Annotated in this window: 20 protein-coding genes; 16 read left to right on the top strand and 4 right to left on the bottom strand. The window is 64.2% G+C overall.

Features of this window, described 5'->3' with window-relative positions; translation table 11 throughout:
* Nucleotides 1-64: 64 nt before the first annotated feature.
* From secF to JAB4_RS30990, 5 genes are all read left to right on the top strand, one after another.
* Nucleotides 65-1,087, top strand: a complete 1,023-nt coding sequence (secF, locus tag JAB4_RS28350; RefSeq protein ID WP_070220687.1) for a protein translocase subunit SecF — start codon at nt 65-67, stop codon at nt 1,085-1,087.
* 73 nt (nt 1,088-1,160) lie between these two features.
* Nucleotides 1,161-1,910, top strand: coding sequence for a hypothetical protein (locus JAB4_RS28345; protein WP_139143577.1), 750 nt, complete (start codon nt 1,161-1,163; stop codon nt 1,908-1,910).
* Nucleotides 1,907-2,617, top strand: coding sequence for a YafY family protein (locus tag JAB4_RS28340; RefSeq protein WP_070220685.1), 711 nt, complete (start codon nt 1,907-1,909; stop codon nt 2,615-2,617). Before JAB4_RS28345 ends, JAB4_RS28340 begins: the two co-directional genes overlap by 4 nt.
* 74 nt (nt 2,618-2,691) lie before the next feature.
* Nucleotides 2,692-3,318 carry a glutathione S-transferase family protein gene (locus JAB4_RS28335; RefSeq protein WP_070220683.1) on the top strand — a complete coding sequence of 209 codons (627 nt, stop codon included), beginning with the start codon at nt 2,692-2,694 and terminating at the stop codon, nt 3,316-3,318.
* A gap of 217 nt (nt 3,319-3,535) precedes the next feature.
* Nucleotides 3,536-3,670 (top strand): hypothetical protein, encoded by a 135-nt coding sequence (locus JAB4_RS30990; protein ID WP_265334693.1) that lies wholly within the window; start codon nt 3,536-3,538, stop codon nt 3,668-3,670.
* Here JAB4_RS30990 and JAB4_RS28330 read toward each other — a convergent pair.
* From JAB4_RS28330 to JAB4_RS28320, 3 genes are all read right to left on the bottom strand, one after another.
* Complete coding sequence (locus tag JAB4_RS28330; RefSeq protein ID WP_070220681.1) at nt 3,667-4,515, bottom strand: HDOD domain-containing protein; 849 nt, start codon at nt 4,513-4,515, stop codon at nt 3,667-3,669. The two genes, JAB4_RS30990 and JAB4_RS28330, sit on opposite strands and share 4 nt — an antisense overlap.
* Before the next feature lie 287 nt (nt 4,516-4,802).
* The gene (locus tag JAB4_RS28325; RefSeq protein ID WP_070220679.1) at nt 4,803-5,087 is read right to left on the bottom strand and encodes a hypothetical protein; all 285 of its coding nucleotides are present in this window, start codon (nt 5,085-5,087) and stop codon (nt 4,803-4,805) included.
* A 45-nt stretch (nt 5,088-5,132) separates the two neighbouring features.
* The gene (locus JAB4_RS28320) at nt 5,133-5,567 is read right to left on the bottom strand and encodes a MarR family transcriptional regulator (protein ID WP_070220677.1); all 435 of its coding nucleotides are present in this window, start codon (nt 5,565-5,567) and stop codon (nt 5,133-5,135) included.
* A 129-nt stretch (nt 5,568-5,696) separates the two neighbouring features.
* On the opposite strand from JAB4_RS28320, the gene JAB4_RS28315 reads away from it, so the two are divergent.
* The 10 genes from JAB4_RS28315 (at nt 5,697) to JAB4_RS28270 (ending at nt 20,678) form a co-directional block, all read left to right on the top strand.
* Nucleotides 5,697-6,641, top strand: coding sequence for a helix-turn-helix domain-containing protein (locus JAB4_RS28315; RefSeq protein WP_070220675.1), 945 nt, complete (start codon nt 5,697-5,699; stop codon nt 6,639-6,641).
* A gap of 141 nt (nt 6,642-6,782) precedes the next feature.
* Entirely contained in the window at nt 6,783-8,024 is a 1,242-nt protein-coding gene (astC, locus tag JAB4_RS28310; protein ID WP_070220673.1) for an acetylornithine/succinylornithine family transaminase, read from the top strand.
* Between the two features lie 95 nt (nt 8,025-8,119).
* Nucleotides 8,120-9,151, top strand: coding sequence for an arginine N-succinyltransferase (locus JAB4_RS28305; RefSeq protein ID WP_070220671.1), 1,032 nt, complete (start codon nt 8,120-8,122; stop codon nt 9,149-9,151).
* Nucleotides 9,152-9,164: 13 nt separating this feature from the next.
* Nucleotides 9,165-10,217 carry an arginine N-succinyltransferase gene (gene astA, locus JAB4_RS28300; protein ID WP_070220669.1) on the top strand — a complete coding sequence of 351 codons (1,053 nt, stop codon included), beginning with the start codon at nt 9,165-9,167 and terminating at the stop codon, nt 10,215-10,217.
* Nucleotides 10,210-11,691, top strand: coding sequence for a succinylglutamate-semialdehyde dehydrogenase (gene astD, locus JAB4_RS28295; RefSeq protein ID WP_070220668.1), 1,482 nt, complete (start codon nt 10,210-10,212; stop codon nt 11,689-11,691). The genes astA and astD overlap by 8 nt, the downstream gene beginning before the upstream one ends.
* A gap of 20 nt (nt 11,692-11,711) precedes the next feature.
* Nucleotides 11,712-13,052, top strand: a complete 1,341-nt coding sequence (gene astB, locus JAB4_RS28290) for an N-succinylarginine dihydrolase (RefSeq protein WP_070220666.1) — start codon at nt 11,712-11,714, stop codon at nt 13,050-13,052.
* 150 nt (nt 13,053-13,202) lie between these two features.
* Nucleotides 13,203-17,930, top strand: a complete 4,728-nt coding sequence (locus tag JAB4_RS28285; protein WP_070220664.1) for an NAD-glutamate dehydrogenase domain-containing protein — start codon at nt 13,203-13,205, stop codon at nt 17,928-17,930.
* A complete protein-coding gene (locus JAB4_RS28280; RefSeq protein WP_083287023.1) occupies nt 17,930-18,949 on the top strand; it encodes a succinylglutamate desuccinylase in 1,020 nt (339 codons plus the stop codon). The genes JAB4_RS28285 and JAB4_RS28280 overlap by 1 nt, the downstream gene beginning before the upstream one ends.
* Before the next feature lie 145 nt (nt 18,950-19,094).
* Nucleotides 19,095-20,069, top strand: coding sequence for a DUF2167 domain-containing protein (locus JAB4_RS28275; RefSeq protein WP_070220662.1), 975 nt, complete (start codon nt 19,095-19,097; stop codon nt 20,067-20,069).
* A gap of 99 nt (nt 20,070-20,168) precedes the next feature.
* Entirely contained in the window at nt 20,169-20,678 is a 510-nt protein-coding gene (locus JAB4_RS28270) for a DUF1993 domain-containing protein (RefSeq protein WP_046684523.1), read from the top strand.
* A 6-nt stretch (nt 20,679-20,684) separates the two neighbouring features.
* On the opposite strand, the gene JAB4_RS28265 is transcribed toward JAB4_RS28270, so the two are convergent.
* Complete coding sequence (locus tag JAB4_RS28265; RefSeq protein WP_070220660.1) at nt 20,685-21,230, bottom strand: glycine zipper 2TM domain-containing protein; 546 nt, start codon at nt 21,228-21,230, stop codon at nt 20,685-20,687.
* 162 nt (nt 21,231-21,392) lie between these two features.
* On the opposite strand from JAB4_RS28265, the gene JAB4_RS28260 reads away from it, so the two are divergent.
* Entirely contained in the window at nt 21,393-22,505 is a 1,113-nt protein-coding gene (locus JAB4_RS28260; RefSeq protein WP_070220658.1) for an NADH:flavin oxidoreductase/NADH oxidase, read from the top strand.
* The last annotated feature ends 15 nt before the right edge of the window (nt 22,506-22,520 follow it).

Raw genomic sequence — 22,520 nt, 5'->3', positions numbered from 1 at the left:
GACAACAGCGATCGCGTCCGGTGGCACAGCTGCCGGACGCACAGAATAGAACTCAGAGGATTTCATGGAATTTTTCCGGATTAAAAAAGATATTCCCTTCATGCGCCATGCGTTGATTTTCAACGTGATTTCGGCCGTGACCTTCCTTGCCGCCGTCTTCTTCCTGGTGCACAAGGGCTTGCACCTGTCCGTCGAATTCAAGGGCGGCACGCTGATGGAGGTGAAATACCCGAAGGCGGCCAATCTTGAAGGCATACGCGGCACCCTGATCGCCATGGGCTATGAAGAGCCGGGCGTGACCAGCTTCGATACGGCGCGCGACGTGATGATCCGCCTGCCGGTGGAAAATGGCGTCAGCGCCGCAAATACCTCGCAGCGCGTGTTCGAATCGCTGTGCAAGGCCGAGCAGGGCACGACCAAGGCCATCGACACCGTCACCGCCAAGGGCGAACATGTGCTCAAGAGCGCGTGCATGGACACCGCCGGCAATGAAGCGGTGGTACTGCAGAAGGTTGAATTCGTCGGCCCGCAAGTGGGCGAGGAACTGGCGCAGAACGGCTTGAACGCGCTGGTGGTGGTGATTATCGGCGTGATGATCTACCTGGCCATCCGCTTCGAATGGAAATACGCTGTCTCGGCCATTATCGCCAACTTGCATGACGTGGTGATCATCCTGGGCTTCTTCGCCTTCTTCGAATGGGAATTCTCGCTGACGGTGCTGGCGGCGATCCTGGCGGTGCTCGGCTATTCCGTCAACGAATCGGTGGTGATCTTTGACCGTATCCGCGAAAACTTCCGCAAGCAGCGCAAGGCTTCCGTGCATGAAGTGATCGACAACGCGATCACCAGCACCATTTCACGTACCATCATCACCCACGGCTCGACCCAGATGATGGTGCTGTCGATGCTGGTCTTCGGCGGCCAGACCCTGCACCACTTTGCACTGGCGCTGACCATCGGTATCTGCTTCGGTATTTATTCGTCCGTGTTCGTCGCTGCCTCGATCGCCATGTGGCTGGGCGTCAAGCGCGAAGACTTGATCAAGCCGATCAAGGAAAAAGACGAAACCGACGGCGCCGTGGTGTAAGCGCAGGTTTTTTGCAGGTCGAATGAGGAACGATCACCGTTTGCGGTGGTCGTTTTTTTTATGGTGGATGACAATGAAGCGTTTGATAGTGATGGGCATCATGGCAGGCATCGGCACATTGGCCAGTGCCGCGCAATTGAGCCGCGCGGACAGCGGCGCCATCGCCCTGCGCGGCCCGATTGCCGAGGGCGACGTGGACAAGCTGCGGCTGCTGGCTGTGCCGGGGACGACGCTGTTGCGCGTCAATAGCGAGGGTGGCGATGCGCTGGCGGCCATGCAGCTGGGCCGCTATCTGCGCCGGCAGCAATGGGATATTGCCATCGACACCGTGTGCGCGGGCAGCTGCGCCCTGTATGTCTTCCCGGCGGCTTACCGCAAGCACATTCCCGCAGACGCCGTGCTGGCGCTGCAGGAATCGGCTTTCCTGCGTGCGCAGGCGAGCCCGGCACAGATGCGCCGCACCCTGGCCGAGGCGGGCGTGGCGGCTGAGGACATCGGCAGTGAAACGGCGGCACTGGCGGCCCGATTGGCCGACACGGCGGCGCAGGAAGCGGCGTTTGCCGCGGAACTGGGCATTGCTCCCGCCTTTTACCGCGATTTTCCGCAAGTGGCGGCGCAGGCCGAGAGCGTGCGCCGGCGCTTTCCCGACCAGGAGGCCGCCGTCCACTGGTGGCCGGCCGCCGCCCGCCTGCAGCGCTGCTACGGCATCGCCGGCGTGGACGAGGGCGCGCGCGCGGTTCGCCTGGCGCCCGACGGTTATCTGTACGTGCCGGCCCTGTCGGCCCTCGTCATGGGCGACCAGGCCTTGCAGGACTGTCCATGAGCCGCAGCGGCCGCTTGTTCCTGCTGATGGACGCCATGCGCGCCAGGCGCGTGCCCGTCACGGCGGCCCAGCTGGCGCAGCAGCTCGGTGTTTCCGAGCGCACGATCTACCGCGATATCCAGACCCTGGCCGAACTGGGCGCGCCCCTGCAGGGCGAGGCGGGCATCGGCTATGTGCTGCGCCGCGGCGCCTTCCTGCCGCCGCTGATGTTCGGTGCCGATGAGCTGGAAGCGCTGGTGCTGGGCGCGCGCTGGGTGCGCCGGCAGGGCGATGCGGGCCTGGCGCAGGCGGCCAGCAATGCCCTGGCCAAGATCGCGGCCGCCTCGCCGCGCGATTTGCGCGACAGCATGGCCGAGACCAGCCTGTGGGTGCCGCTGGGCCGTCCCGCCGATGGCACGCAGCCGGCCGACCCGGCCGACCGGTATGTGCAGCCCGTGCGCGAGGCGATCCGCTACGAACAGAAACTCACGCTCGCCTATCAGGATGAGTATGGCAGCGCCACCTCGCGCACGGTGTGGCCGTTTGCCCTGGCCTTTTTCGAAGGCAAGCGTCTGCTGGCCGCCTGGTGCGAGCTGCGCGGCGATTACCGGCATTTCCGCATCGACCGCATCGCCAGCGTGCAGCAGCATGAGGAGCGCTATCCCACGCGCCGCCACGCCTTGCTCGATACCTGGCGCAAGGCCCACGATATCGATCCCGAATCCTGATATTCGCTCCTGACAAAAACTGTCAGTGCCCGGCCCTACGATGGTGGCTTCTTCACTCACCGGAGCCATTTATCATGCGCCTGTACCACCACCCCATGTCCTCGAATGCCCGCCGTGCCCTGATGACGGCGATCCACCTCGGCCTGTCTCTGGAGCTGGCCGAAGTCGACCTGATGAATGCGGACGACCGCCGCCGCCTGGCCGAACTGAACCCCAACGGCAAGGTGCCCGTGCTGGCCGACGGCGCTTTCCTGCTGTGGGAATCGTGCGCCATCATGCAATACCTGGCCGAGCAGGTGCCGGGCCAGACGCTTTATCCGCAGGCGCCGCAAGCGCGCGCCGACGTCAACCGCTGGCTGTTCTGGGCCGCGCAGCACTTCGCGCCCGCCATCAGCGTGCTGGCCTGGGAGCGCGCCTGGAAAGGCATGACGGGCAATGGTCCGGCGGACCCGCTGGAAGAGGCGCGCGGCGAGCGCGATCTGCATGAATGCGCCGTCGTGCTGGACGCGCATCTGGCGGCGCGCAATTGGCTCAGCGGAGACGATGTGACCCTGGCCGATTTCGCCGTGGCCGCGCCCCTGATGTACAGCGAGGCCGTGCGGCTGCCGCTGGCGCAGTACCGGCATATCGGGGCGTGGTTCGCCCGCGTGCGGCAGCTGCGTGCCTGGCAGGAAACGGAGGTGGAACTGGTGCCGGGATAATGCGCGCGCTAAGTGTGTCAACGCACGGAGCCGGCGCGGCGTACCGCATAAGATAGGGCTGTCTCTTTCAGGACATCCCTAGCTTTGGACTTTACCCGCTTTCGAGCGGGTTTTTTTTTGAATAGCGGCTTGATAAATTGATAATCGCTGCACAGATGGGACACATCCCACTTCCAGCAGGTACGCCATGTTCATGCCACGCCATCCGAAACCCCTGTTGAGTACGAAGGCGGTTGCCACGCAGGTCGTCCAGCAGAAGCAGGGGACCCAGCCCATGGACAAGCATGTGCTGATCGTCGAGACGGTCAAGCCGGCGGCACCGCCGCCAGCGGGCAAGAAGCCTGCAGGCTAGTGCACGAGCACCTTCAGCAGCGACTGCACTTCATCGTCCGATTCTTCCATGATGCTCGACAAGGTCGCATCGTCGCCAATCAGGCAATCGATGCTGCGCGCGGCGCGCGCTGCCCGTACGGCAATGGCGGCCGGGCTTTCGTTGAGGGGCGACGAGACGGGCGCCAGATCATTTGCCAGCAGCAGGGTGTCGCCCAATGATTCGGGCGGGATGGCGCGCAAGCCCTCCCACAGCGCATCGATGGCGCCCCGCACCGCTTCCGGCACCTTCAGTTTGGCCAGGACGCCGTGGCCGATGGCCTGTTCGCCATGTTCGACCCAGTCCTCGGGTTCGCCATCGAGGATGCCGGGGAATTCGGCCGCGCGCGACAGCAGATAAAACCCGCCCACTTCATGCATGATGCCGGCAAACAGGGCCGTATCGGGATCGACCCTGGTGACGCGGCGGGCCAGCACCTGCGACAGGGCCGCCACATGGGCCGTATGTTCCCATAGCTGGTTGGCCTTCGCCTGCAGCGCGGGATCGGTGATGGTGCTGCCCAGCTGGCGCACGATCAGCGATGCCACCACCGATTGCAAGGTACGCACGCCGAGCCGCTGCACGGCGTTGCGCACGCTGGTGATTTCATTGCCGGAACGGTTGAACGCCGCCGAATTGGCAATGGCCACCGTGCGCGCGGCCAGCAGCGGGTCTGCCTGCACCAGCTTGGCGGCGGCCTCGATATGGCAGTCGGGATCGGACAGCGCCTCTTGCAGCTTGAGCGAAGCGTCCACATTGGCAGGAAAGGTCAGCTCGCCACGAGCGGCTTGTGCGGCGATGCTTTTAAAGGCGTCGAGTCTGTTCATTGAAAAAATTATACTCGCAATATTTCCGTACGGAACTTTTTAACCATGATCTTTTCGCAAACAGCTTAGCAAAAGGCAAGCAAAGCCCCGTAAACGGAAAAAGGCATGCCTATATTGTTGACATGCCTTTTTTTAACGACAGCGATCGTCACAGCGCTGGACAGGACCATTGCGAGCGGATGGGATTTGTGGCTAAGAAGCGCAACCGTACTTTAGTACGGGGGCGCCGAGCCGGTGAGCATCGCAGGCCGCAAAGCGCACCGCGCAGCAGGTCCTGTTCAGCGCTACTACAGAGCTTCGCTGAAGATCGCGTCGCAGCCTTCCACCAGCTCGTCGCTGTCTTCCAGTTCATCGGTCAAGCCCAGGTCGAACAGTTCTTCGACGGCATTCATGAAGCTGTTGTGCTTGGTGGCGCCGATCAGGCGGTAGATTTCGCCGTCTTCGTTGCGCACGCCGATGATCAGTTTTTCCTGGCGCACCAGTTCCGGCGTGCTGGCGTTGAGCAGCAGGTTGCCGATGATGTGTTTATCGAAATGTGCGGGCTTTTTGCCTTCGAGCAGTGTGGTTTTCAACTTGGTTTCCTTTGTCTTGTTTGAATGTCTGTGCTTGGTGAATGGTCAGCCGTGGCCGTTGGCGATGGCGTGCTTCAAGCCCGCCAGGGTAGTTTCCAACTGCATGAAATCGTCTTCGGTATAGCCGTCGAACAGCTGTTGGCCCTGCTTGGTCAGCTTGGGGAACACGTCATGGAACACCTGTTCGCCCTCGCAGCTCAGGCGCACATAATAGGAACGCTTGTCGCGTGGACAACGTTCGCGTATCACCAGCCCCTTTTGTTCCAGCCGGTCCACCACGCCCGTCAAAGTCCCCTTGGTAATCAGGGTTTTCTGGCCCAGTTCCTTGTAGGACATGCCGCAGGTGTTGCCGAGCGTGGCAATGATGTCGAATTGCGCATGCGTCAAGCCGTACTGGCGCACGAAGTCGCTAGAAAACCGCTCGAAGCCTTGCATGCATTCGGCCAGCAGCCGGATACTTTTTAAATATCGTTCACCCATGGCAGTGATTATATCCTTCCGCTCCGCTTTTTTCCGCCGCGCCAGGATCGCCCTTGCATGAGGGGCTCGATGGGGCGGAAGTCCGGTATCATGTGGGCAACTCAGCCCTTGCCCCGATCCCGCCCGCCGATGTCCTTCGCTAATCTTTCCCGTATCGGCCTCGACAAACCGTTGCGTTTGTTGCTGGTGCATGCCGGCGATGCCGAGTCGATCACGTGGGCCGGCCTGGCGCAGCCGCTGCGCCTGTGCGCGCGGGCGCTGGGGCCGCAGGCGTTCCAGCTGGACGTGCGCACGCCGGAACAGGTGGCCGCGCAGGGCGGCCACTGGCATATCGCGCTGCTGGTGGCCGATGAAACGCAGGCGCCGCTGCGCAACGAGCTGTGCCGGGCCGTAATCGAGCGCTGCCGCTCGGCGCCGTTCTGGGGCGGCGTGGGGGCGGCCGTGCTGTGGCTGGCCGACGCGGGCGTCATGGATGGCGTGCGCATCGCCTTGCCGTGGGCCTTGTATGCCGATGCGGAAGCGAAGGCGGAACGGGCCATCCTGACGCCGCATTTGTTCGACATCGACGGCCCGCACCTCACCTGCTGCGGCGGCGCGGCCAGCATCGACTTTTCGCTGACCCTGATCGAAACCATCTTTGGCGCCGACGTGCAGGCGCTCGTCAAGGAAGCCTTGTGCGTGGACAAGGTGCGCGGCAAGGAGGAACGCCAGCGCGTTGCCCTGCAGGCGCGCTTCGGCGTGTTGCAGCCGAAACTGTCCGAAGCGGTGACCTTGATGGAAGCCAATATCGAGGAGCCGCTGTCGACGGACGACATCGCCAGCCTGGTGGGCCTGTCGCGGCGCCAGCTGGAGCGGCTGTTCAAGCAATACTTGGGCAGCCTGCCGTCGCGCTACTACCTGGAACTGCGCCTGCAGCGCTCACGGCAACTGTTGCTTGATACACATTATTCCATCGTGCAAGTAGGCCTGATGTGCGGCTTTTCCTCCGGCTCGCACTTTTCCACGGCGTTCGGCACCCTGTTTGGCAATACGCCCCGTGAGGAACGGCAGCGCAAGCTGATGCCGCCGGCCTGACGCCTGACGCATTGAGCTGTGATGAATTGTGAAAATCCTTGTCGCAGATTCAAAAGAGTTTTAGCATCCCGCTTTTTATAATGCAGTACACACGTAGCTGTCGTAGCTGCGGAGTACCTAACATATTGATGGGGAAATGCTATGAATGCCAAGCTTGATTCGACCGTAACGGCTCGTCCAGTCACCCGGGAAACCTTTGATCAGGTCCTCGTTCCTACCTACGCTCCTGCAGCCATGGTGCCCGTGCGCGGTTCCGGACTGGATCTGTGGGACCAGTCAGGCAAGCATTACCTCGATTTCACCTCCGGCATCGCCGTCAACAGCCTGGGCCACTGCCATCCGGCCCTGGTCGACGTGCTGACCAAGCAAATCAATAATTTGTGGCATTTGGGCAACGGCTATACGAACGAGCCTGTGCTGCGCCTGGCGCTGGCCCTGACGGAAGCGACCTTCGCCGACCGCGCCTTCTTCTGCAACTCGGGCGCGGAAGCCAACGAAGCGGCGCTGAAGCTGGCGCGCAAGTACGCGCACACCAAGTTCGGCGCGCACAAGTCGCGCATCATCTCGTGCTTCAGCTCCTTCCACGGCCGCACCCTGTTTACGGTGTCCGTCGGCGGCCAGGCCAAGTACACGGAAGGCTTCGAGCCGCTGCCGCCGTCGATCGACCACATCGCCTACAACGACATCGAAGCGGCGCGCGCCGCCATCGGCGATGACGTGTGCGCCGTGATCGTCGAGCCGGTACAAGGCGAAGGCGGCGTGGTGCCTGGCAATCCGGAATTCCTCAAGGAGCTGCGCGCCCTGTGCGACAAGACCGGCGCCCTCTTGATTTTCGACGAAGTCCAGAGCGGCATGGGCCGCACTGGCGCGTTGTTCGCCTACATGGGCTACGGCGTCACGCCGGACATCCTGACGGCCGCCAAGGCGCTGGGCAACGGCTACCCGATCGGCGCCATGCTGACCACGAATGAACTGGCGCAAACGCTGGCCGTCGGCACCCACGGCACCACCTACGGCGGCAATCCGCTGGCCGCCACCGTGGCCCTGACCGTGCTCGACACGATCAACACGCCAGCGTTCCTGGCGCGCGTGAAAGAAGCGAGCGTCAACACCATCGCCATGCTGCAAGGCTTGATTACGGATTACCCGCAAGTGTTCTCCATCGTGCGCGGCAGCGGCTTGCTGCTGGGCCTGGTCGTCAGCGATGCCTTCAAGGGCCGCGCGAAAGACATCCAGAAAGCGGCCGAAGCGCAAGGCTTGATGGTGCTGATCGCCGGCATGGACGTGGTGCGCCTGGCACCGGCCCTGATCGTCTCGGACGAGCAGATTGCCGAAGCGGGCCGCTTGCTGCGCGCCGCCATCGACGGCATGCTGAAAGCCTGAGGCTAGCCTCGCTCCCTGTTTGATCACCGGCCCGCCGCTTTGCTGCGGGCCGGCTTGGTTCTGCCCCCAGCATCGTCAGCATTGAAGGAGTACCCATGTATGTTGTCCGTCCGGTAGAAATTGCGGATATTGCAGCCCTCGAAGCGCTGGCCGCGGTAACCATGCCGGGTGTCCATACCCTGCCGAAGACGCGCGAGAAAATCGCCGCCTCCGTCGAGCGCTCCATCGCCTCGTTTGCCGCCCATGTCGACATCCCCAGCGAAGAGTCGTACCTCTTCGTGCTTGAATCCCTGCTCGACAAGAGCATTGCCGGCACGGCCGCCATCTTCGCCTCGGCCGGCTCGAACGGCACTTATTTTTCCTTTCGCAACGACGTCATCCAGCAAGTCTCGCGCGACCTGAACATCAGCCACAGCGTGCATGCGCTGACCCTGTGTTCCGAGTTGACGGCGTACTCGCAGCTGTCCGGCTTCTTTGTGCGCAATATGGAGCAGGCGGGCCTGGAAGCGGCCCTGCTGTCGCGCGCGCGGCTGCTGTTCGCCGTGCTGGCGCCGCACCGCTTCGGCGACCGCTTCTTCGTGCCGCTGGCCGGCATCACCGACGCCAACGGCCAGTCGCCGTTCTGGGATGCGCTGGGCCGCAAGTTCTTCCAGATGGATTTCCTCGATGCCGAAAAAGTCATCGGCGGTGCGCGCAACCGCACCCTGATCGTCGAACTGATGCCGCACTACCCCGTGTACGTGCCGCTGCTGCCCGGCGACGCGCAGGCGGCCATGGGCCAGATCCACCCGAGCGGCGAACTGGCGTTCAATCTGCTGACGGAAGAAGGCTTTGAAGCGGACGATTACATCGACATCTTCGATGGCGGCCCGATCCTGCAAGCGCACAAGCATGCGCTGCGCTCGTTTACGGGCTCGCTCACGCGCCGCGTCGTCGCAGGCGTCACGCCCAGCCGCACGGGCCTGAAAGTCAATTACGCGGTCGCCTCCGGCGCCGAGCGCAATTTCCGCGCCGTGACCTTTGCCTGCGATGCGCTCGAAGCGCAGGACAGCATCGGCTTGCCGGCCGACCTGCTCGAGGCGCTGGCCGTGGCCGAAGGCGACAGCGTCATTTGCGTGCGTATCTAAGGGAGTTAATTTTATGCTAGTAGTACGCGCCATCAACGCCAATGACCTCGATGCCCTGTATGGCCTGGCCAGCCAGGTCGGCACGGGCATGACCACCCTCAAGCCGGACATGAAAATGCTGGGCGACCGCCTGGCGATTGCCTGCGCCTCGTTCGCCGAAACCATCGCGCCCGAAAAGCGCGACTACATGTTCGTCATGGAGGATACGGAAACGGGCCGCCTGGCCGGCGTGTGCGCCATCAAGGGCGCCGTGGGCCTGGAAGAACCGTTCTATAACTACCGCATCGGCACCCTGGTCCATTCCAGCCGCGAGCTCGACGTGTTTACGCGCATGGAAACGCTGTACCTGTCGAACGACCTGACGGGCAGCACGGAACTGTGCTCGCTGTTTTTGCACCCGGACTACCGCAGCGGGAACAACGGCAAGCTGCTGTCGAAAAGCCGCTTTTTGTTCATCGCCCAGTTCCCGCACCTGTTCACGGAAAAGCTGATCGCGGAGATGCGCGGCTACCAGGCGCCGGACGGCAGCTCGCCGTTTTATGAGGGCCTGGGCCGCCACTTCTTCAAGATGGATTTCCACCACGTCGACGACCTGACGAGCCTGGGCAAGAAATCGTTCATCGCCGAACTGATGCCGCGCCAGCCCATGTACGTGGCCTACTTGCCCGACGAGGCGCAGGAAGTCATCGGCAAGGTCCATCTGAGCACGGCGCCCGCGCGCCGTTTGCTGGAACAGGAAGGCTTGCACTTCGAGGGCTATGTCGACATTTTCGACGCCGGTCCCGTGCTGCAGGCGCGCGTCTCCGAACTGCGCGCCATGCGCGACAGCATGCCGGCCGTGCTCGACGCCGGGGCTGCGCCGGAAGCGTGCGGCGACGCCGCCCAGGCTGAACCTTACCTGGTGTCGAACACCGACCTGAAAGATTTCCGCATGATCGTCACCAGCGCCAATCCGCACAGCGGCAAGCTCGCGCTGGACGACGATGAACTGCATCTGCTGCGCTGCCATCAAGGCGATACCGTGCGCACCTTGTCACTCAACCCGAGGAAGCATCCCCATGTCTAATGTGAATACCACGCAATCGAACTTCATCAACGGCGCCTGGCTGCCGGGCACGGGCCGCGAACTAGTTACCATCGATCCGTCGAACGGCAAGCAGACCTGGGCCAGCCTGGAAGCGACGGAAAAAGAAGTCGGGCAAGCTTGCCAGGCCGCCCGCGCCGCCTTTGAAGCATGGGCCGATACGCCCGTCGACGAACGCATCGCCATCTGCGTGCGCTTTCGCGAGCTGCTCAAGGAACATGCGGAAGCGCTGGCGCTCTTGATCTCGGAAGAAGTGGGTAAACCGCTGTGGGAGTCGCGCACGGAAGTGGCCACCATGGCCAACAAGATCGATATCTCGGTGCAGTCGTACCACGCGCGCACGGGCATCACGCAAAGCAGGATCGCCGACGGCGACGCCGTGCTGCGCCACCGTCCGCATGGCGTGTTCGGCGTCTTCGGTCCGTATAACTTCCCGGGCCACCTGCCGAACGGCCACATCGTGCCAGCCCTGATCGCCGGTAACACCATCGTCTTCAAGCCCAGCGAATATGCGCCGCGCACGGCCATCAAAACCGTGCAGCTGTGGCAGCAGGCAGGCTTGCCGGACGGCGTCGTCAACCTCGTCAACGGCGGACGCGACACAGGTGTGGCGCTGGGCGCGAATGCCTTGCTCGACGGCGTACTGTTTACGGGTTCCTGCCAGACGGGCATCAGCCTGCACCGCCAGTTCGGCGGCCAGCCGGGCAAGATGCTGGCGCTGGAAATGGGCGGCAACAACGCCCTGGTCGTATGGGACGTGAAGGACGTGGACGCCGCCGTGCACCACGTGATCTTCTCCGCCTTTGTCTCGGCCGGCCAGCGCTGCACCTGTGCGCGCCGCCTGGTGGTGCAGGATAATGCCGCCGGTGTTGCCTTCGTGGCGCGCCTGGTGGAAGTGGCGGCGAAATTGGGCATCGGCGCGTCCGATGCGCAGCCGCAGCCGTTCATGGGTCCAGTGGTGTCCAGTGCCGTGGCCGCGCGCCTGGTGCAGGCGCAGGCCGACATGGTGGCCAAGGGCGGCACGGCCCTGCTGCAGATGCGCCAGTTGAATCCCGAGGCGGGCTTTGTCACGGCCGGCATCGTCGACGTCACCGCTGCCGTCGGCATCCCCGACGAGGAATGGTTCGGCCCGCTGCTGCAGGTGATCCGCGTGGCCGATTTCGATGCGGCCCTGAAGGTTGCCAACGCCACCGAATTCGGCCTGGCTGCGGCGCTCCTGTCCGACGATGCGGCCCTGTGGCAAACCTTCCAGACGCGCGCGCGCGCCGGCATCATCAACTGGAACCGTCCCACCACGGGCGCGGCCAGCACGGCGCCGTTCGGCGGCATCGGCAAGTCGGGCAACCACCGTCCGAGCGCCTATTACGCGGCCGACTATTGCGCCTATCCGGTCGCGTCGATCGAGAACAGCGTATTGGAACTGCCGGCCAAGCTGTCGCCCGGCCTGAATTTTTAAATTTTAAGGACATGCCTCCCATGCACAGCACGCGCGAATACAATTTTGACGGCCTGGTCGGGCCATCGCATAACTATGCCGGACTGTCGTTCGGCAACGTGGCCTCGTTCAGCAATGTGAAAAGCGCCTCGAATCCGAAGCAGGCCGCCTTGCAGGGCCTGGCCAAGATGCGTGCGCTGGCCGCGCGCGGCTTTGCGCAAGCCTTGCTGCCGCCGCAGGACCGGCCCAATTTCCGCCTGCTGCGCTCCATCGGTTTCACGGGCACGGACGCCGAGGTGCTGGCGCGCGCCTACCAGGAGTCGCCCGTCATCCTGGCCTGCGCGTACTCCGCCTCGCCCATGTGGACGGCGAACGCCGCCACGGTCAGCCCGTCGGCGGACACGCACGATGGCCGCGTGCATTTCACGGCCGCCAACCTGAATAACAAGCTGCATCGCGCCTTCGAGCACGCGCAGTCGGCGCGCAGCCTGCGCGCCATTTTCAGCGACGAGCAGCACTTCGCCGTGCACGACGCGCTACCGTCGACGCCCGCCTTCGGCGACGAGGGCGCGGCCAACCACACGCGTTTGGGCGCGAACCACGGCGCGCCGTCCGTTGAATTGTTCGTGTATGGTCGCGTGGAGTTCGATCCTTCCGCGCCGTCGCCGAAGCGCTATCCGGCACGCCAGACCCTGGAAGCGTCGCAAGCCGTGGCGCGATTGCACGGCCTCGACGCGAAGCGCACCGTGTACGTGCAGCAGAATCCGGAAGTGATCGACCAGGGCGTGTTCCATAACGACGTCATCGCCGTCGGCAATGGCAATGTGCTGTTCTATCACGAACAGGCGTTTGCCGATGAAGAGGAAAGCCTGTCGCAGCTGCGCCGTGCCGTTGCCGCCACGGGGGCGGAACTGCAAGCCTTGCGCGTGGACACGGGGCAGGTACCGATCCAGGATGCGGTGACCAGCTATCTGTTTAACAGCCAGTTGCTGACGAAAGAGGGCGGCAAGATGGCGCTGGTGATCCCGCAGGAATGCCAGGAAAACCGCGCCGTGTCGCGCTACCTGGAAGGCCTGGTGGCGAGCGGTGGACCGATCGATGAACTGATCCATTTCGACCTGCGCCAGAGCATGCGCAACGGCGGCGGGCCCGCCTGCCTGCGTTTGCGCGTGGCCCTGACGCAAACCGAGGCGCGCGCCATGCACCAGGGCGTGATCATGACGGAAACGCTGTACCATCGGCTGGTGCAGTGGGTGGAAAAGCACTACCGCGACCATCTGGAGCCGGGCGACCTGGCCGACCCGCAGCTGGCGCTGGAAGTGCACGCGGCGCTTGAAGAATTGACGATCATCCTCAACTTACCTGGATTGTACGACTTGTAGGCGATAGAAAAACACACAGAAAAAATCCGAGACAGACTATCCGTAGCACAGAATTGGACGGGCGACCCCCGTCTCTTGACACCGCTGCCGCCCAGCCACAAGCCCGAACGACAGCGTTGGACATTCACATTACCGTAATGGAGATGCAAGATGAATCACACGCCACAAGATTTGCGTACACAAACGCTGGAGCTGATTAACGCGGCTGGCAATGCGGGCAAGGCGGCAGCGCCTGTCGTGCAGCTGGTGCAGGCATGGCTCGACTCGCTCGACGCCGAAGACCTGGCCGACATCGCGCCCGGCAGCCTGGCGCCCGTGCTGGTCGACGGCTTCACGCAAGCGGCCAAGCGCACCGGCAGCGGCTGTCAAATCGCCACCCTGCGTTACGCGGATGGCCGTGGCGGCATGGCGAGCGCCTTGCTGATCCTGAACGAAGACATGCCTTACCTGGTCGACTCCATCGTCATGGCCATGCGCCGCCAGCACCTGGCCGTGCGCGGCGTGATGAACACCGTTCTGCCCGTGCGCCGCGCTCTTGATGGCAGCGTCGAAGCGGTGCGCCAGCCGGGCGATCCGCTCGAATCGTATGTGCTGGTGCTGCTCGACGAAGAGCTGGCGCCGGAAGCCCTGGCCGCGCTGGTCGCCGCCCTGGAGACGGTCGCGCGTGACGCTGCCGTCGTGCGCCGCGATGCCGCCGCCATGAGCGAGCGCCTGGCCGCCGTCGCCACGGCCGCAGCGCAGCATGGCGAAGAGGGCGCGGAAGTGGCCGCCTTCCTGGAATGGGCCCGCAGCGGCGGCTTTGAAGTGTTCGGCTATGCCTACTACCGCGTCAAGCCGGGCGTGCGCGAACTCGAACGCGACATCCCGAGCCGTGTCGGCGTGCTGCAGGATACGGCGCATCCGGTCTACGGCACCTGCCTGGCGAATATCCCGGGCGACTTCGACACCCTGGCCAAGCGCGACTCGGCGCTGTCCATCGTCAAGGCCGACGTGGCGGGCACTTTGCACCGCGACCAGCAGCTCGACTTCATCGGCGTGCGCGACATGGATGCGCAAGGCGCGATCCTGGGCGAGCATTGCTTCGTCGGCCTGTTCACCCGTGCCGGCAATTCCACCCCGCTGGCGGCGCTGCCGTTTGCGCGCGGCCGCGTGGCCAAGGTACTGAGCTTGGCCGGCGTGCGCCAGCAAGGCTTCCGTGCCGAGAAATTCCGCGAAATCCTCGAATCGCTGCCGCGCACGGAAGCGCTGGAAGCGGACCTCGACTGGCTGGCGCAAGTGTGCGGTTCCGTCGTTTCGCTGTACAAGCAGCCGCGCACCAAGGTCTTCGCGCGCCGCGACGTGTACGCGCGCCACCTGAACGTGCTGGTCTACCTGCCGCGCGAGCGCTACAGCGCCAGCGTCGCATCGAGCCTGGCAAAAGCCCTGCAAGCCAGTTCCGGCGCCACGCACGTGAGCACGCAGACCCTGGTGGCCGACGGCCCGCTGGCGCGCGTCTACCTGATCGCCCACGCCGCGCGCTACCCGCTGGACCTGGAAACGGATATCGAACAGCCGCTCCTGGGCGTGCTCGATGGCTGGCATAACGGCTTTGCCGCCGTGGCCGACGCCGTGCCCGACGTGGCCCTGCGCACCAGCCTGCGCAAACTCTGCGCCACGTTACCGCTCGATTACGTGGCCGCCACCGCGCCGGCCGTCGCCTTCCGCGACCTCGACACCATCCTGCGCAATACCGATCCGGCGCACGTGGCGGTGCGCATCGAGACGGGCGCCGTCACCACCATCCGTTTGTACTCGGCCAACAAGGTGCCGCCGCTGTCGACCATTTTGCCGGCCCTGCACAATGCGGGCGTGGCCATCGACCGCGAACAGGCGTATTCGGTTTCGCTGTCCGACGGCACGCGCTATTTCATCACCAGCCTGACGGTCGATGCCGCCAGCGCGGCGAAACTGGCGCAGCCATCCGTCGTCGCCGTGGCGCAGGAACTGTTTGCCGCCCTGTTCAACGACACGGCCGAAGATGGCCGCCTGAATGGCCTCGTCATCGAAGGCGGCTTGTCGACGCGCGAAGTGCAGCTGGTGCGCGCCTACACCAGCTACTGGCGCCAGACGGGCAGCCGCTTCTCGGTGCGCTACATCGCCGAGAGCCTGCGCAAACAGCCGGCCCAGGTCAAAGCCCTGGTCGAAGCCTTTTTGCAGCGCTTCGACCCGGCGCTATCCGACGCGCAGCACGCGGCCGCCCTGGAGGCAATCGCCGCTATCAAGGCGGGCCTGCCATCCGTGAACCACGCCGATACCGAGGAAATCCTCGGCGCGCTGGCCGACCTGATGGCGGCCACCCTGCGCACCAGCTACTTCCAGAACAACCAACAAGGCGACAAGATCATCTTCAAGTTCGACACCAGCAGCCTGGCGCTGGTGCCGGAACCGCGTCCTTACCGCGAGATCTTTGTGTTCTCGCGCCGCTTCGAAGGCGTGCACCTGCGCGGCGGCCCTGTCGCCCGCGGCGGCTTGCGCTGGTCCGACCGCATGGAAGACTACCGCACCGAAGTGCTGGGCCTCGTCAAGGCGCAGATGGTCAAGAACGCCGTCATCGTGCCGGCCGGCGCGAAGGGCGGCTTTGTCTGCAAGATGATGCCGAAGGACGCCGTGCGCGAAACCATCGCGGCCGAAGGCGAAGCCGTCTACCGCCTGTTCATTTCCAGCCTGCTGGAAGTGACGGACAACCGTTCGCTGGGCAATATCGTCGCGCCAGTCGATACCGTCTGCTTCGACGACGCCGACCCGTACCTGGTGGTCGCTGCCGACAAGGGCACGGCCACGTTCTCGGACATCGCCAACGGCATCGCCGTGCAGCGCGGTTTCTGGCTCGGCGACGCGTTCGCCTCGGGCGGCTCGAACGGCTACGACCACAAGAAACTGGGCATCACGGCCAAGGGCGCATTCGAAGCCGTGAAGCGCCACTTCTATGAAATGGACCACGACCTGAACACCACCCCGATCACCATGGTCGGCGTGGGCGACATGTCGGGCGACGTGTTCGGCAACGGCGTATTGTTGTCGCGCCAGCTCAAACTGGTGGCCGCGTTCGACCACCGCCACATCTTCCTCGATCCGACACCGGACGTCGCCGTCTCGTTCGAGGAACGCGCGCGCCTGTTCGCCTTGCCGCGCTCGTCGTGGGACGACTACAACAAGGACTTGATATCAAATGGCGGCGGCGTGTATCCGCGTTCCGCCCGCACGATCGAACTGTCGCCGCAGATCCGCGCCGCGCTCGATATCGCCGAGACCTCGCTGGCGCCGGAAGAACTGATGCACCGCATCCTGAAGTCGCCCGTAGACCTGTTCTACAACGGCGGCATCGGCACCTACATCAAGGCCTCGACCGAGACGCACGCACAGGTGAAGGACCGCGCGAATGACCATATCCGTGTCAATGGCAACGAGCTGCGTGTCAAGGTCGTGGCCGAAGGCGGCAACCTCGGTGCGACGCAAGCGGGCCGCATCGAGTTCGCGCTGGCGGGCGGACGCATCTTCACCGATGCGATCGACAATTCGGCCGGCGTCGATTGCTCGGACCATGAAGTGAACGTGAAAATCTGGCTGGACGTGGAAGTCAACGCAGGCAAGCTGACGGAAGCGGAACGCAACCGCGAGCTGTATGCGATGACGGATGACGTCGAGCGCCTGGTCTTGCGCGACAACACGCAGCAGACGCATTTGCTGGTGCGCGAATTGCAGGCGCAAGGCGAGAGCGCCGTGCAGGATGGCTATGCCGCCCTGATCGCCAGCCTGGAAGAAGAAGGCGCCCTGTCGCGCGAACTGGAGCAACTGCCGTCGGTGGCCGAACTGGCGCGTCGCAAGGCCGATGGCCGGGGCCTGACCACGCCGGAACTGGCGGTGGTGATCGCCAACGTGAAGAACCGTTTCAAGCGCATTCTGTCCGCCCTGCCGCTGACGGACGAAACGTGGGCCGAGCCGGTGCTCAAACCCTACTTCCCATCCTTGCTGGTGGCAACCCGTTCGGCGCTCGACCACCCGCTGGCCAACGCCATCCTGGCGACCGTGCTGGCCAATGAAGTGATCAACCGCTGCGGCCCGCTGATGATCCGCAACCTGGCGGCGGAACACGGCGTGGACGAGTCGGCCGTGATCCTGGCCTGGGGACAGGCATGGGTGGCGCTGAACCTGGCGCCCGTGTTCGACGCGCTCGATGCGGATGCCTTGACGGTGCCGCGCGACGTGTCGATCAAGGTCGACGCGCAAACGCGCGTGCTGCAGCAAACGATGATCGCCGGCGTGCTGTCCGTGCCGGCCGAGCAATTGCGCGGCGCGGGACTGGCCGAACTCACGCGTTTGTTCGGCGCGGAATCGAAGCGAGAGCTGCTCAAAGCCGTCGGCATCAAGTCGGAAGCGGCGCTGGTGCCGGGCTTGACGCCGGCCTTCGTGCAGGCGTGGGATGCGGTCGATGCGCTGGACGTCGTTGCCGGCTTCCTGTTCCCGGCCCTGTCCGTGCCGCGTCCTGCCTCGATGGACCTGGCCGCCTTCCTGCAAGTGGGCCTTGCCCTGCGCAGCCAGGCGGGCATCGACACCTTGGAGCGTGGCCTGAAGCTGGCCGCGCAAGGCAAGTCGCAGGAACAGTTGCGCAACTATGCGCAGCAAGCCCTGCGCCGCACGCAACAGCGTCTGCTGACGCAGGTGCTGGCGCGCGCCGAGCAAGGCAATGCAGGCCAGGCCGTCGATGCGGTGACGGGCGCGCTGGGCCTGTCGGCCTATGTGGCGGCGACGGAACTGGAGCAAGCCATGCTGGACGTGTGGACCTTGTCGGAAGCCGTGAATAAAATCACGGCGAAAACCCCAGCGGAAGCGGCGGTGTAATGACGCAAGATGCAACACAGCTAGTAGAGGGCGCTGGCGGCTTGCCGCCGGCCGTGCAGGCGCTGGCGCAGGCCGATTTCAGCGGTGTGGCGCAGCTGTTCGCCAACGCCGGCTTCACGGTGGCCTTGCCGGCGCCCGGCATGCTGCAAGTGGTCAAGCCGCAAGCCGATAAAGGCCGCGCCAGCGTGGCCGTCTCGGTGGGCGTGCATGGCGACGAGACGGGGCCGATCGAAGTGCTCGCGCATCTGCTCGACGCCCTGTCGCGCGATGCGTCGCAGCTGGCCGTCGATTTGCTCGTCTGCGTGGGCAATGTCGACGCGATCCGGGCCGGCAAGCGTTTCATCGACGCCGACCTCAATCGCATGTTTCGCCCCGTGCGGGGCAGCCTGGCGCAAGCGGCGGAAAGCGCGCGCGCCGATGAAATGATCGCCGCGACCAAAGCGTTCTTTGACGCGGCCGGTCCCGCGCGCTGGCACCTGGATTTGCACACGGCCATCCGGCCTTCCGTGTACCCCACGTTTGCCATCGTGCCGGACCTGGTGGCCGAAGACGCCAAGGCGCACCTGATCGATTGGCTGGGCCAGGCGGCCATCGGCGCCATCATCATGAACCCGCAGTCGGCCGGCACCTACAGTTATTATTCGGCCGAGCATTGCGGCGCGGCCGCCAGCACGGTGGAACTGGGCCGCGTGGGCACCCTGGGGCAGAACGATTTATCGCTGTTCGACGACGTGTCGCGGGCGCTGGACGGCCTGTTGCGCGGCCTGCCTGCGCAGCCCGTCAAGGCGCAACCGCACGTGTTCAAGGTGGCGCAGGAAATCATCAAGCACAGCGATGAGTTCCGCATGGCCTTTGATCGCGGCACGCAGAATTTCACCTCCCTGCCGCAGCACGCCGTGATCGCCAGCGATGGCGACCACGTCTACACGGTGCGGCACGCGGAAGAGCTGGTGGTGTTCCCCAACCCGGATGTGCGGGTGGGCTTGCGCGCCGGTTTGATGGTGGTGCGCGTGGCTTGATCGTCCAGTCCTCACACAGCATTTGGCGCCAGCCGGGGAAACCCGCCTGGCGCTTTTTTCATAAAAAATGCCGCACAGAAATAATTATCCATTAAGCAATTGATTGGTTTAAAATATTTACCCTTTGCAATTTTTTGGACCAATCATGTTGAAACGCCTGCTGACAGCCTTGCTGTGCCTGACCCTCTCCGGCCTCACGGCTGCCGCCCCTGCCGATGAGAAGGTGGCCGCACCGGAAATGACGGCCGAGCAATTCCTCGCCCAGCTGCACCTGCAGCGCGGCAAGATCACCTTGCCGGGCGGCATCGCCACCCTGGATTTGCCCGCCAACTTCCGTTACCTGTCGCCGGCCGATGCCGAGCGCGTGCTGGTCGATGCCTGGGGTAATCCACCGGGCATGGAATCGCTGGGCATGATCGTGCCCGCCAAGACCAGCGTGCTCGAGCGCGATAGCTGGGGCGTGATCGTCACGTATGAAAAGGAAGGGCACATCAAGGATGACGATGCGGACAGCATCAAATACGACGAATTGCTCAAGGATATGCAGGCATCCGTGCTGGAAAACAATGCGGAGCGCAAGAAGCAGGGTTATCCGGGCATCCATTTGATGGGCTGGGCGGAAAAACCCAGCTATGCCAAGGATACGCACAAGCTGTACTGGGCCAAGGATTTGATGGTCGATGGCGGCGAACACTCGCTGAACTACAACGTGCGCGTGCTGGGGCGCGAAGGCGTACTGAACCTGAATGCGATTGCCAGCATGCAGCAGATCGAAGCGATCAAGAAAGAGATGCAGCAAGTGACGGCGTTCACGGAATTTACCGACGGTAACCGCTACACGGATTTCGACAGCAAGACGGACAAGGTGGCCGAATACGGCCTGGCGGCGCTGGTGGCCGGTGGCGTGGCCAGCAAGCTGGGCCTGTTCGGCAAACTGCTGGCGCTGCTGCTGGCCTTCAAGAAAGTGCTGATCCTGGCCGTGGTCGGTGCCGGTGCGGCCATCGTCAAGTTCTTCGGCGGCAAGCGCAAGGACACGCCGCAGCCGCAGCCAGCACCGCAGCCGGAACCAGCGGAACAGCCCGCTCATGCGCCCGATGGCAAGGTGAATCTGGAAAAGTAGGATGAACTGAGCCGCTTGGTGCGCCGGCGCACATGCGCGCCCTGCCCGAAAACAGCGCCTCGGTTACACTGGCTCATCGTTCACTATCAGGAGTCAGTCATGTCCGTGTCCATGTATCAGGCAACCATTCCCGTCTTCATCCGCGGCTTGCGGGTCGTCTCGGCCCTGCTGGAAAAAGCGCAAGCCCATGTCGAGGAAGACGGCATCGTGCCCGAGATTTTGCTGGGCGCGCAGCTGGCGCCCGACATGCTGGACTTGACGGCGCAGGTGCAGCGCGCCAGCGATACGTCGAAGATGTCGGTCGAACGCCTGAGCGGCGTGCCGGCGCCGAAGTTCGAGGATAATGAAGCGTCGTTCGAGCAGTTACAGGAACGCATCGCCAACACCATCGCCTATATCGACAGCGTCAATGCGGGCCAGATGGCGGGCAGCGCGCAGAAGGAAGTGGTGCTGAACTGGACTGACGAGGGGACAAAATTCTCGGGCGACGATTACCTGCTCAGCTTTGCCTTGCCGAATTTCTATTTCCACGTCTCCATGGTCCACGCCATCCTGCGCAACAATGGCGTGGCCGTGGGCAAGCTCGATTATCTTGGCCCGTACGACTGAGACTGATTATTGCTGCGGTTGCTGCTGAACCTGGTTTTGCACCGCATTGCCCAGCATGCCGCCGCCGATCACGCCAGCCACCGTCGCCAGCGCCTTGCCGCGGCCGCCACCGACCTGATTGCCGATCAAGCCGCCGATGACGGCGCCCGTGCCGATGCCCACGTAGTTGGGCTGGGCGGGCGCAGGCACCGGTTGCGGCTGGCGGACCGGTTCGCGGTAGGCCGTCTCGCGGTAGCCGTCATTGTTGTCACGGTAGGCAGGACGGGCCTGCGCCACCTGCGTGTGGTGCACGACGCGCTTGTGCACGACGGGTGCCGGGGCTGGTGCCGGAGCAGCTTGCGCCACCACGGGGGCGGCCACGGGCGCTGCCAGCGCAGCGGCGTTGGCCGGCGTCATGGCTGCCACGTCGGCAGGCACGGCTGGTACATTCGCCCGCGAATTGGGCAGGATGCCGGCGATGGACGCCGCGCCCACCAGGCACAGGACCGTCACGGAAATGGCGGCGCCGGCCATCAAGGGGTGGATGCGGCTGGCGGTGGTCGTCGTGTTCATGTGTTCTCCTGGGGGTGGTATTGCGGGTGTTGTTGATGTGTCCAGATTAGCGGCCCCGCCTGCCCAAGGCTAGCCCTTGCGCTGTATCAAACGTAAGCAGGTGTAAGCCGTACTTTCCAAAGCACAGTAGAATCGGTGCTTCCCCTTTTCCGAAAGTCCGCCATGAGCCAGCTATTCACGCCGTTTGCATTGGGGCCGCTGCACGTGGCCAACCGCATCGCCATTGCGCCCATGTGCCAGTACTCGGCCGACAACGGCAACGCCACCGACTGGCACATGATCCACCTGGGCCATTTGGCCCTGTCCGGCGCGGGGCTGCTGATGACGGAAGCGACGGCCGTCTCGCCCGAGGGACGTATCTCGGCCGACGACCTGGGCCTGTGGTCGGACGCGAATCAAACGGCGCTGGCCAAGGTGGTGCAGGCGATCCGCCGCCACGCGCCGATCCCGCTGGTGGTGCAGCTGGGCCATGCGGGACGCAAGGCATCGAGCCGTGCGCCGTGGCAGGGCGGCACCTGCGTGCATCTGGCCGAGGGCGGCTGGCAAACGGTGGCGCCATCGGCCATCGCCCACGCGCCGGGTGAAACCGTGCCGCTCGCCCTCGACGAGATGGGCTTGCTGCAAATCAAGGGAGCGTTTGTCGCCGCGGCCCAGCGCGTGCATGCGCTCGGCATCGAGGGCATCGAATTGCATGCGGCGCACGGCTATCTGCTGCACCAATTCCTGTCGCCCCTGTCCAACCAGCGCAGCGATGCGTATGGCGGCAGCCTGGACAACCGCATGCGGTTTCCGCTGGAAGTCTATGAAGCCGTGCGCGCCGCCGTGCCGGCCAGCATGGCCGTGGGCGTGCGCCTTTCCGCCACCGATTGGGTCGAGGGCGGCTGGGAAATCGAACAAAGCGTGCGTTTCGCGCAGGAACTCAAGCAGCGGGGCGCCGACTTCATCCACGTCTCCAGCGGCGGCATTTCGCCGCAGCAACAGATTCCCGTGGGACCCGGCTACCAGGTGGCGTTTGCCGAACGCATCAAGCGCGACAGCGGCTTGCCCACCATCAGCGTGGGTTTGATTACGGAAGCGCAGCAGGCGGAAGATATCGTTGCCAACGGCCAATCCGACATGGTGGCGCTGGCGCGCGCCATCTTGTTCGATCCCCGCTGGCCGTGGCATGCGGCGGCCCAGCTGGGCGCGCAAGTGTCGGCGCCGCCGCAGTACTGGCGTTCGCAGCCGCGCGAATACAAGAACCTGTTCGGCGACACGACCCTGGGCCAGCGCTAACGTGTCTCGTCTGCT

Origin of the sequence: Janthinobacterium sp. HH102, from assembly GCF_001758625.2 — a bacterium.
GTDB lineage: Bacteria > Pseudomonadota > Gammaproteobacteria > Burkholderiales > Burkholderiaceae_D > Janthinobacterium.
This window is presented reverse-complemented; position numbering and strand designations above follow the sequence as displayed.